Below are 11,612 nucleotides of genomic sequence, written 5' to 3'. Positions count from 1 at the left end.
TCTCAAAGGAAAGTCGGGTTCGTGTCGAAGGTTCAAAAAAACAGCTAGCGATGACTTTGTTTTTAATCAGTTCAGGTTGAGGATGAGATTTCAACTGACCGGCTGTATTAACTATGAGTTCCAGTTCTTCACGAGAAAGCTCTGGAATCGAGATAATATGCTTTTGATAAAGCGAGTTTGTCATGTTCTTCTTCCCTATCTTGAGTGTTCTTAGGCCAAAAAAAAGCCCCCCATAAATGGGAGGCTTAAAAAATTGAGAGAATTACAAAAAGAATGACAGCACCGCTAAGCTTGGAAAGCAGTCGCAGTTTGCACATTGTAATATCGTTGAATCTGTAATATCGCTGAGTCGGGCACGATACTGACGCCATCATTTGGTAATCCTCTGACAAATTGCCGAGCATTATACGCCTTGATTTAATCTGCGCAAGCGATTACGTCAAGCTTTAATGACACGCTATTGGCCTAATGTCGCCACCATGACAGCCTTAATAGTATGCATGCGGTTTTCTGCTTCATCGAACACAATAGAGTGCTCAGATTCAAACACTTCCTCGGTCACTTCTAACCCCTTCATGCCATATTTTTCCGAGACTTCTTTACCAATGACGGTCTCATCGTTATGAAAAGCTGGTAGGCAATGCATAAACTTCACATCTGAATTCTGCGTAAGCGCGAGTGTTTGGGTGTTTACTTGATATGGGGTCATCTTGGTGACACGCTCATCCCACGCTTCAGCGGCTTCACCCATAGAGACCCAGACATCGGTATAAAGGAAATCACACCCTTTAACGCCTTCTTCTACGTTTTCAGTTAAGGTGATTTTGGCGTTGGTTTGAGTTGCGATCTCTTGGCAAGTGGCGACTAAAGAGGCTTCTGGCCAAAATTCTTTAGGGGCAACAAGGCGAATATCCATGCCCATTTTCGCCGCACCTACCATCAAAGAATTACCCATGTTATTACGAGCATCACCTAAATAAGCAAAGCTAATTTGGTGTAACTGTTTTCCTTTTCCGTGTTCGATCATGGTGAGGAAATCGGCAAGAATTTGTGTTGGATGGAATTCATCGGTAAGACCATTCCAAACGGGAACGCCTGCATGTGCCCCTAATTCTTCAACGATGTCTTGACCAAAACCACGGTACTCAATGCCGTCGTACATGCGACCCAGTACCCGAGCGGTATCTTTCATTGACTCTTTTTGGCCAATTTGTGAACCCGAAGGGCCAAGGTAAGAAACTTGTGCGCCTTGATCAAAGGCCGCGACTTCAAAGGCGCAACGTGTTCGAGTTGAGGCTTTTTCAAAGATCAAAGCAATGTTTTTACCGACCAATTTTTTTTGCTCGGTTCCTGCGTATTTTGCTCTTTTTAAATCGGCCGAAAGATCGATCAAAAACTGGATCTCTTTAGGAGTAAAGTCGAGAAGTTTAAGAAAGTTACGATTACGCAGGTTAAAAGCCATAAAATGAGTCCTTGAAAGATGCTTTATCTAGGGGATTAGTAAAACATATAAATGCACCATTTGTGAATAATTATTTTAAAATAAAAAAGAGGCACGGTGAGTGCCTCGCTTTGTAGAAGGGGTTCTATATGGAGGTTATAAGCTACAGGTTTTCTTCAGCGAATTCGGCGAGTCGACTACGAACGACCCCGTTTAAGTGTATGTTGGCGCTGCCTTCAAAATTCTTAAATCGCTCGACCATGTAAGTCAGCCCTGATGTGACGGGCGTAAGGTAGTGGGAATCAATCTGAGCAAGATTACCTGAGCAGACGATTTTGGTGCCTTCCCCACAGCGGGTGATGATGGTTTTGATTTGAGATGCGGTTAAGTTTTGACATTCATCGAGCAAGACAAAAGCATTTTGAATGGATCGACCACGCATGAAGTTAATCGATTTAAATTGAATATTGGCTTTATCACAGATGTATTTCATCGACCCTTCGGTACAGTGGTCGTGTTTATGCAGCGCTTCGAGTGTATCGGTGATAGCAGCAAGCCAAGGCATCATTTTCTCTTCTTCACTGCCGGGCAAGAAACCAATAGATTCACCGATATCAGGGGTGTTTCGAGTCACAATGATTTTATCGAACATCTTCTTCTCAATGGTTTGTTCCAGTGCGGCAGCCATCGCCAACAATGTCTTACCACTCCCTGCCGCCCCCGTTAAGATGACCAGATCAATATCAGGGTCGAGTAGGGCATCCATCGCCATGCCTTGATAGATGTTTTTCGGCGTGATGTCCCATGCACGTTTATGCATCATTCGTTCGCGGCTGAGATCTTGTAGCGTGATGCTGTCATCAGATATTTCGGCCACTCTCGCCGCAAAGTCACTCTCTTCGTCGATGATGTATTGATTGATGAATGTGGGTTCAAAGGGTTCGCGATCGAGAGTGTGGAAAGTTTTCCCCCCAATAGATTGACTGTCGACTTCTTCAACGCTCTCCCAGAATGCGCCTTTTCGTTGTTGGAAGCCTTTGGTTAGGTATTGAACGTCGTCAATGAGTTGATCGGTTCGATAATCTTCAACAAAGCGGACACCCGCGCCTTTAGCCCTCAAACGCATATTAATGTCTTTGGTGATTAAGATGACTTCTCGGGGAGCGTGCTTGGTTTGTAAATCGAGTACCGCATTGAGAATACGGTTATCACCTGCTTTATCCGCAAAGGCTTTGACGGTTTCCTGCAATTCAAAATCAGCAACAATAGAAATAGACCCGGTTGCGGCTATCTCTTTGGAAAAGTGAATGCCTTCTGAAATCTCATCGGGCGTGGCGTCTTTGAAAATGCCTTCTAAAGCACGAATGGCCACTCGCGCGTCTCGAGCAACATCTCGCTTACTGTCTTTGATTCGGTCAAGCTCTTCAAGCACCGTCATGGGAATGAGCACGTCATGCTCTTGAAAGGAGTAGATAGCAAAAGGTTCGTGAAGCAGGATATTGGTGTCAAGAACGAATAGTTTTCGATCGGTATCAGTCATAAGCATCTCCTTGCCGGCGGGCGGCATTGCTTAGCAGTCTTTCTTACAGAAGAGGGCTGAGTGATAACGCGTTTGAAGATGCGTCGCACTTGGTACTTTAATCCAAGCCCTACAACTGCAAATCCGTGTTGATCTATTTCTATACCTAGTGGATCTATTTCTAGACATAAAAAGCATAATTTGTGCCATGAATGACCGTTGTGACACAAATTCATGCTTATTCATTAACGATTATAGCAACACTCAAACACACAAATGACATGCTTTTCTTACAGTTTGATGGCGGGCTGATTTCTGTTAAAAAATCCGTTGATACCTCGTGACCTATATCACAGCTTCAAGTAAGATTAGCGACCTTTTTTGGTGCGGATTTTTTCATGATTATTCTTTTGGGGTCATCCTTTTTATGCCCGTACTGATGAAATACAAACTAATATAACAAAGAATATTTTCAATTTTGAATAATGAGGTAGTCGATTCATGACATTTGCTTTGGGCCAGCGCTGGATCAGCGATACGGAAAGCGATTTAGGTTTAGGTACCGTGGTAGCAATGGATGCTCGTACAGTGACATTGATGTTTGCCGCCGCAGAAGAAAATCGTGTATATGCACGCAGTGATGCTCCCGTGACCCGAGTGACATTCAATGTCGGCGATGTCGTTGAAAGCCAAGAAGGTTGGTCTATCAAGGTAGAACAAGTCGAAGAGAACAAAGGCGTTTACTTCTACCTTGGCACACGCAGTGATAACAACGAAGAAGTGATGTTGCGAGAGATCATGTTGAGCAATAATATTCGCTTCAACAAACCTCAAGATAAGTTGTTCGCGGGTCAAGTCGATCGTATGGATAACTTTGTGCTGCGTTACAAAGCATTGACCAACCAGTTTGAGCAGCATAAGAGCCCAATGCGTGGATTATGTGGCATGCGCGCCGGACTTATTCCTCATCAGCTCTACATTGCACACGAAGTGGGGCGCCGTCATGCTCCTCGCGTTTTACTTGCCGATGAAGTGGGCCTAGGTAAAACCATTGAAGCAGGCATGATTATTCATCAGCAGGTGTTATCTGGCAGTGCTGAACGCATTTTGATCATTGTGCCTGAAACGCTTCAACATCAATGGTTGGTGGAAATGATGCGTCGTTTCAATTTGCATTTTTCAATTTTTGATGAAGAACGCTGCATCGAGGCATTCGCGGAAGCTGAAAATCCATTTGATACTCAGCAATACGTATTGTGTTCTTTAGACTTCATTCGTAAAAGCCGTCGACGCTTTGAACAAGCGCTTGATGCTGATTGGGATCTGTTGGTGGTTGATGAAGCGCACCATCTAGAGTGGAGCCAAGATAAGCCGAGTCGAGAGTACCAAGTGATCGAAGGGCTTGCGGAGAAAACAGCGGGAGTGCTGTTGCTAACGGCAACGCCAGAACAGCTTGGTCGAGAAAGTCACTTTGCTCGTTTACGACTGCTTGATCCTGACCGTTTTTATGATTACGAGGCGTTTGTCCAAGAAGAAGAGCAATATGCGCCTGTCGCCGATTCCGTTGCTGCATTGTTTTCAGGTCACAAGCTGGAAAATGATGCAAAAAATCAAATCACAGAGCTGTTGTCTGAGCAAGATGTAGAGCCTCTTTTTCGCATTATTGAAAATGATGACCATGAAGAAGCCAAAACCGCTGCTCGCCAAGAGCTGATCGATAACCTAATGGATCGTCATGGCACCGGGCGAGTATTGTTTAGAAATACACGCGCTGCGATCAAAGGCTTCCCAACACGCAATGTGCATTTGCTACCCATGGAGATTCCAACGCAATACGCGACCTCTATGCGTGTTTCTGGATTGATTGGCGGTAAGATAACGCCTCAAGCTCGCGCTTTAAAAAATCTTTACCCAGAAGAGATCTTCCAAGAATTTGAAGGTGATGATGCCAGCTGGTGGCAGTTTGATTCACGTGTTAACTGGTTGATTGAAAAAGTACAAGAAAAGCGTAGTGAAAAAATCTTAGTTATCGCTTCTCGCGCTAGTACGGCACTGCAATTAGAGCAAGCACTTCGCGAACGCGAAGGTATTCGTGCGACCGTTTTTCATGAAGGCATGTCGATCATTGAGCGTGATAAAGCAGCAGCGTATTTTGCTCAGGAAGAAGGCGGTGCGCAGGTTCTTCTGTGTAGCGAAATTGGTTCAGAAGGACGTAACTTCCAGTTTGCTAATCAACTCGTAATGTTTGATTTACCGTTTAACCCTGACCTGTTAGAGCAGCGTATTGGTCGCTTAGATCGTATTGGCCAACATCGAGATATTGATATTCATGTCCCATATCTGAAAGGCACTTCCCAAGCAATCCTAGCGCGTTGGTTTGACGAAGGCTTGAATGCATTCAGAGAAACTTGCCCTACAGGTCGTGCTGTCTATGATAAATATTCTGATGCGTTAGTGGATATGCTGGCATCTGGTGAAATCGAGCAGCTTGATGAAGTCATCTCAGAATCTGCGAAACTGAATAAAGAACTCAAGTCTCAATTAGAAAATGGTCGAGATCGATTGCTTGAAATGCACTCTAATGGTGGAGAGAAAGCGCAGGCCATTGTGGAAACTATTTCTGCAACCGATGGCGACACCAATCTGGTCAGTTTTGCATTGAGCTTATTCGATACTATTGGCTTAAACCAAGATGATAAAGGCGAAAATGCACTGGTTGTGACTCCATCAGAACATATGATGGTACCAAGCTACCCAGGTTTACCTTATGAAGGGGCGACGATCACTTTTGATCGTGAAACCGCACTATCACGTGAAGATATGAACTTTATCAGTTGGGAACATCCAATGATTCAAGGTGGTATCGACTTGTTGATGAGTGAGGGTGTGGGGGCATCAGCGGTTTCGTTATTGAAAAATAAAGCGCTACCAGTCGGTACATTACTGTTAGAGCTGATTTATGTCGTGGATGCACAAGCGCCGAAACGCAGTGGTATCACTCGATTCTTACCACAAACCCCAATCCGTTTGATGATGGATGGACGTGGCAATGATCTTTCTGCCCAAGTCGAGTTCGACAGCTTTAACCGTCAACTCAGCCCGGTGAATCGTCACCTTGCGAGCAAACTGGTTTCTTCAGTACAAAATGAAGTCCACGGTTTGATTGCTGCGGGTGAGAACATGGTGGTTTCCAAGGTTGAACAAGTACGCGAGCAAGCACAAAAAGAGATGTCAGCGAGCTTGAACGGTGAATTAGAACGTTTACAAGCTTTGAAAGCGGTAAACCCTAATATCCGTGATGAAGAAATTGAAGCGATTGAAGCGCAAATAAAAGAACTCACCGAGTATATTAGCAAAGCTCAAGTGCAGTTAGATTCACTACGCTTGATTGTGGTGAGCCACAACTAAACCAGCGTTGCTTTGGGCAAAAATCGTAATTTTGACCAAAACTCGTAATATCATTGCTTCTAATAGAAAGAGCTACTCTTCTTTTTGTTAGAAGCATTTTTCTTTTAAAAGCTAAAAGCTAAAAGCACTTTATGGCTAACTGCTATTTTTCTATTTTTCTATTTTTAGTCCATGTTGAGAACTTACTATGGCGATGCTCGAATACACACCACCGACCGATCCTTGGATTGATATTGTCTATGAAGATGAGGATATCTTAGCAGTGAATAAGCCTTCTGGTCTTCTCTCTGTGCCAGGACGACTAGCAGAGCACTATGACAGTATATGGAGTCGTTTAGTGGTCGAGTACCCTGAAATTCAAGTGGTGCATCGTTTGGATATGTCGACATCGGGTTTGATGCTACTGGCGAAAAATAAACCGGCAGAACGATCATTGAAAAAGCAGTTTCAATACCGTTTAACGCATAAAATCTATTATGCGAGAGTCTGGGGCTGTCTTGAAGCAGAGCAGGGGAGTATTGATTTGCCTCTTATCTGTGATTGGCCGAATAGACCGAGACAGAAAGTCTGCTTTGATGACGGTAAGCCCTCGCAAACTAAATATCAGCTGGTTGAGCATGAAGCGAGTACCTCAATTGTTCGTCTGCTTCCCATTACTGGGCGATCTCATCAGCTTCGCGTTCACATGCAAGCTATAGGGCATTCGATTGTTGGCGATGAGTTTTATGCTAACGCAGAGGCGCTGGCGTTTAGCTCGCGCTTGGAGCTGCATGCCGCAGAGCTGAGTTTTTATCATCCTGCGACAGAGAAGCGACAAACCATTTTTATACCGTGTGATTTTTACCCCGATATTGACGCGCAGATTTTGCAACACTTTGATAGCCCAGAAACACTGCCTGATTACAAAACATTACCACGCTGCTAAATAAGGAATCTTTATGCCTTTGCCAACCGTCGTTTTTCTAGATAGAGCTACCGTCCCACAGCAGATAAACATCGCCACATTACCATTTGAGCATGAATGGATTGAATATGACTACACCTTACCAGAACAGTGTTTTGAGCGTATTAAAGACGCTGATATTGTGTTGGTCAATAAAGTCGTACTTGACGCTGATATCTTAGCTAAGCTACCGAACCTTAGCCTTATTGCCGTGGCTGCAACGGGGTATAACAATGTTGATGTTGAGTATTGTCGTGGTGCAAATATTGCCGTGACGAATGTGCAAGGCTATGCCACGCAGTCAGTGCCTGAACATGTCATTGCAATGCTGTTTACTCTTCGAAGAAATCTAGTTGGGTACCATCAAGATATTCAAAACGGTGAGTGGCAACGTGATAAACAGTTCTGTTTCTTTACTCATCCTATTGGGGATGTGGCGGGCTCAACGTTAGGTATCATCGGCAGTGGTGCATTAGGTCAAGCAACGGCTGCATTAGTCAAAGCGATTGGAATGAACGTTGTTTTTGCTGAGCGAAAGGGCTTACCAAGCAAAGATTGTCGAGAAGGTTATTTACCGTTTGAAGAGGTGCTCCAGCAAGCTGATGTGATGACATTACATTGTCCGCTAACCACTCAAACACAGCACCTTATCTCAACGGCTGAATTTAAAAAGATGAAGCCAACCGCTATTTTGATTAACGCAGGACGCGGCGGGTTGGTTGATGAACAGGCTCTTGTCGATGCATTGAAGGCTGGCGAGATTGCAGCAGCAGGCGTGGATGTCTTTACTCAAGAGCCCGCTGATGACAGTAACCCGCTGCTGGCCAATGCTAATTTACCGAACTTATTGCTGACTCCTCACGTGGCTTGGGGAAGCGACTCCTCGATTCAGAAATTAGCTAATATTTTAATTGATAACGTTGTAGCGTTTCATGAAGGACGAGTGCAAAACCGTGTGGTTTAATTTCCATTTCCATTTCCATTTCCATTTGGATTTTGCTGTTGCCACTTCTTAAGGCCTCGATTAAACGCCTCAAGTAATTCTTGTTTATTCGGGCTTTGTTTTGAGAATAAAAGAAAGCTGTCGTTAGTGAGAAACGGTTTGGGATGGTAACTGATACTGGCTTGAACATCTTCTGGCTGTAGGCTCAGTTTGTACATTCCGATATGCCTTTCTTGGGCGTAAAGTTCGATTCTTTTATGCTTAAGGCGTAAGAGGTTTTGGCGAGTTTCTTTGACGCGACTCATGTTGACTTGCCCTGACTCTATTAAGCTATCAAGCTCTTCACCATAGCTGTAGCCTATTTCGCCTCCGATCTCTTTGCCTTTAATCTCGTCTAAACTAGACCAATCGAAAGAGGCGTCTGTATTGTAAAAAAAGACGAATTCTTCTTTCCCGACAGGATCACTGTAATCAAAATGTTCAGTTCGGCTTTCTTCAAACATCCAGATAGCAGTGGCATCAAATTCGCCTTGCTGTGCTTTCACGTAAGCGCGAGTCCACGGATAGAAATTAAACTCAACGCTGTATCCTTCAAGAGCAAAGACTTCGGTGATCTTTTTTCCTAACGTTCCAAAGTCATCGAGATCTTTACCAATAAACGGAGGCCAATCTCCAGCGGAAATCTTTATGATTTTAGATGATGAAGAGTCATTGGCGAAAGAGGAAAAGGCCAGCATTAATACACTGAGTAATAGGATAAATCTCACAGGGGACGTCCTTATGGATGCGGTAATTAACTAAAGATTAGAAGAGAATATTTGTTTGTTCAATGCTCAGAAAAAAGATCATAAAAAAAGCCAACCGAGTGGTTGGCTTCTTGATGAGATTGCTTGGAACTTAAAGTGCAGCGATGGTCGCTTTTTGCTCTTCAAGCTTAACCAGAGTCTCTTTATAGCTTGCTAGCTTTTCACGCTCTTTTGCGATAACAACTTCAGGTGCTTTAGCAACGAAACCTTCGTTACCGAGTTTACCTTCGATACGTTTGATTTCGCCTTGAGTCTTAGCCACTTCTTTGTCTAGACGAGCAAGTTCTGCATCTTTGTCGATAAGACCCGCCATTGGGATCATCAGCTCAGATTTGCCAACTAACTTCGTTGCACAAGCCGGTAGTTCTTGTTGATCAGAAGGTTCGCCGTCTGCTAGAACCTTTATATCGTCTAGCTTAGCTAGAGAAGTAAGAACGATCTTGTTTGCTTCGATACGAGCTGCATCTTTCTCGTTCGCCACTTTGATCATCACTTCTAGGCCTTTGCTAGGAGCAATGTCGTATTCCGCACGCAGGTTACGGATAGCGGTGATGAACGTTTTAACCCATTCGATGTCTTCTACGATCTCAGCATTGAAATTCGCTTCATTAAACTGAGGCAGTGCTTGAGTCATAATGGTTCTGTCTTCAGAGTCAGGGCCTTCAACGCCGTCAATCAGTGGAATAACGCTCTGCCAGATAGATTCAGTGATGTAAGGAAGAACAGGGTGTGCAAGACGCAGAGTCTTCTCAAGAACTGTGATCAACGTGTAACGAGTCGCTTGTTGCTGAGCTTCAGTACCCTTCCAAAGAACAGGTTTCGTTAGCTCTAGGTACCAGTCACAGAATTGGTTCCAGATGAATTCGTAAAGCGTATTTGCTGCCATATCTAGACGGTAGTTGTCTAGGTGAGCATTAAACTCTTTCGCGGCAACTTCAAACTGAGATTCAATCCACTTATCAGCCAGAGAGAATTCCATGTTTGCACGGTCTTCAACAGACAAAGACATGCCACAGTCGTGTTCTTCTGTATTCATCAGTACGTAACGGCTTGCGTTCCATAGCTTGTTACAGAAGTTACGGTAACCCTCAAGACGCTTCATGTCCCAGTTGATGTCACGGCCCGTTGAAGCCATAGCAGCAAGAGTGAAACGCAGTGCGTCCGTACCGTATGGTTCGATACCGTTTTCGAACGTTTTACGTGTCGCCTTCTCGATTTTAGCCGCCAGTTTAGGTTGCATCATGTTGCCACAGCGCTTTTCGACTAGCTCTTCAAGGCCGATGCCGTCAATCATATCGATTGGGTCAAGTACGTTACCTTTCGACTTAGACATTTTGTCGCCGTTTTCATCACGGATAAGGCCTGTCATGTAAACGGTTTTGAAAGGTACTTGAGCCTTGCCATCTTCGTCTTTCACGAAGTGCATGGTCATCATGATCATACGAGCAACCCAGAAGAAGATAATATCAAAGCCAGATACCAGTACTTCTGATGGGTGGAAGGTTTTCATTGCTTCAGTATCTTCAGGCCAGCCTTGTGTGCCGAACGTCCAAAGTGCAGAAGAGAACCAGGTATCCAGTACGTCGTCGTCTTGCTTAAGCACAACAACAGGCGCTAGGTTGTTCTTTTCACGAACTTCTTCTTCTGTGCGACCAACGTAAACTTTACCATCGTTGTCATACCATGCTGGGATACGGTGGCCCCACCAAAGTTGACGAGAGATACACCAGTCTTGCACGTCACGCATCCACGCGAAGTACATGTTTTCGTACTGCTTAGGTACGAATTGGATTTCACCATCTTCAACCGCTTTAACCGCAGGTGCAGCAAGAGGCGCTGTGCGCACGTACCATTGGTCAGTCAGCATTGGTTCGATCACCACGCCACCACGATCCCCGTAAGGAACCGTAAGGTCGTGATCTTTGATCTCGTCAAGAAGGCCTAGCTCTTCAAATTCAGCAACGGTTGCTCGGCGAGCAGCAAAGCGCTCCATGCCTTGGTATTTAGCAGGAAGTTCTGTTGAGTAGACATCGCTTTCTTCACCGTTAGTCGTGAAGACTTCAGCCGCATCACGAATATCACCATTGAACGTTAGAATGTTGATCATTGGTAGGCTATGGCGCTTGCCCACTTCGTAATCGTTGAAATCATGGGCTGGAGTGATTTTTACACAACCTGTGCCTTTATCCATATCGGCGTGCTCATCGCCTACGATAGGGATAAGACGGTTGACGATAGGAAGCAGGATTTTTTTACCGATAAGATCTTTGTAACGTGGATCTTCTGGGTTAACCGCAACACCTGTATCGCCAAGCATAGTTTCAGGACGAGTCGTCGCAACAACGATGTAGTCTTTGCCATCAGCCGTTTTAACACCGTTCGCTAATGGGTAGCGGAAGTGCCACATGAAACCTTTTTTGTCTTTGTTTTCAACTTCAAGATCAGAAATTGCCGTGTGCAGTTTAGGATCCCAGTTTACTAGACGCTTACCACGGTAGATTAGGTCTTCTTCGTATAGACGAACAAACACTTCTTGAGATCGGAAGAGCGGT

At 44.5% G+C, this 11,612-nt stretch carries 7 protein-coding genes and 1 pseudogene; 3 read left to right on the top strand and 5 right to left on the bottom strand.

Features of this window, described 5'->3' with window-relative positions:
- The 3 genes and pseudogenes from ACP45E_RS05945 to ACP45E_RS05935 form a co-directional block, all read right to left on the bottom strand.
- Positions 1-184 (bottom strand): annotated as a pseudogene (locus ACP45E_RS05945) (aspartate carbamoyltransferase); the annotation flags it as partial.
- A 273-nt stretch (positions 185-457) separates the two neighbouring features.
- Entirely contained in the window at positions 458-1,462 is a 1,005-nt protein-coding gene (gene argF, locus ACP45E_RS05940; protein WP_017038759.1) for an ornithine carbamoyltransferase, read from the bottom strand.
- Between the two features lie 142 nt (positions 1,463-1,604).
- The gene (locus ACP45E_RS05935) at positions 1,605-2,981 is read right to left on the bottom strand and encodes a PhoH family protein (RefSeq protein WP_017034485.1); all 1,377 of its coding nucleotides are present in this window, start codon (positions 2,979-2,981) and stop codon (positions 1,605-1,607) included.
- A gap of 480 nt (positions 2,982-3,461) precedes the next feature.
- Between ACP45E_RS05935 and rapA the strand changes: the two genes are divergently transcribed.
- From rapA to ACP45E_RS05920, 3 genes are all read left to right on the top strand, one after another.
- Positions 3,462-6,368 carry an RNA polymerase-associated protein RapA gene (gene rapA / locus ACP45E_RS05930; RefSeq protein WP_017038758.1) on the top strand — a complete coding sequence of 969 codons (2,907 nt, stop codon included), beginning with the start codon at positions 3,462-3,464 and terminating at the stop codon, positions 6,366-6,368.
- 187 nt (positions 6,369-6,555) lie between these two features.
- On the top strand, positions 6,556-7,293 hold the full coding sequence (gene rluA, locus ACP45E_RS05925) for a bifunctional tRNA pseudouridine(32) synthase/23S rRNA pseudouridine(746) synthase RluA (protein WP_017038757.1): 738 nt from the start codon (positions 6,556-6,558) through the stop codon (positions 7,291-7,293).
- 13 nt (positions 7,294-7,306) lie between these two features.
- Positions 7,307-8,275, top strand: a complete 969-nt coding sequence (locus tag ACP45E_RS05920) for a D-2-hydroxyacid dehydrogenase (RefSeq protein ID WP_017038756.1) — start codon at positions 7,307-7,309, stop codon at positions 8,273-8,275.
- Here ACP45E_RS05920 and ACP45E_RS05915 read toward each other — a convergent pair.
- Complete coding sequence (locus tag ACP45E_RS05915; protein WP_017038755.1) at positions 8,272-9,021, bottom strand: substrate-binding periplasmic protein; 750 nt, start codon at positions 9,019-9,021, stop codon at positions 8,272-8,274. The genes ACP45E_RS05920 and ACP45E_RS05915 overlap by 4 nt on opposite strands.
- A gap of 130 nt (positions 9,022-9,151) precedes the next feature.
- Positions 9,152-11,612, bottom strand: a 2,461-nt coding sequence (locus ACP45E_RS05910; protein WP_069584799.1) for a valine--tRNA ligase, incomplete at its 5' end; no start/stop codon positions are given.

The organism is Vibrio genomosp. F10 str. 9ZD137 (assembly GCF_049974785.1).
In the GTDB taxonomy this organism is placed as follows: domain Bacteria; phylum Pseudomonadota; class Gammaproteobacteria; order Enterobacterales; family Vibrionaceae; genus Vibrio.
Note: the sequence above shows the minus strand (reverse complement) of the source record. Positions and strands in the feature narration are given on the sequence as shown.

Bases quoted from the DNA above. Each gene is read 5' to 3' on its own strand.
- argF (WP_017038759.1), bottom strand. From the start codon at position 1,462: ATGGCTTTTAACCTGCGTAATCGTAACTTTCTTAAACTTCTCGACTTT.
- ACP45E_RS05935 (WP_017034485.1), bottom strand. From the start codon at position 2,981: ATGACTGATACCGATCGAAAACTATTCGTTCTTGACACCAATATCCTG.
- rapA (WP_017038758.1), top strand. From the start codon at position 3,462: ATGACATTTGCTTTGGGCCAGCGCTGGATCAGCGATACGGAAAGCGAT.
- rluA (WP_017038757.1), top strand. From the start codon at position 6,556: ATGGCGATGCTCGAATACACACCACCGACCGATCCTTGGATTGATATT.
- ACP45E_RS05920 (WP_017038756.1), top strand. From the start codon at position 7,307: ATGCCTTTGCCAACCGTCGTTTTTCTAGATAGAGCTACCGTCCCACAG.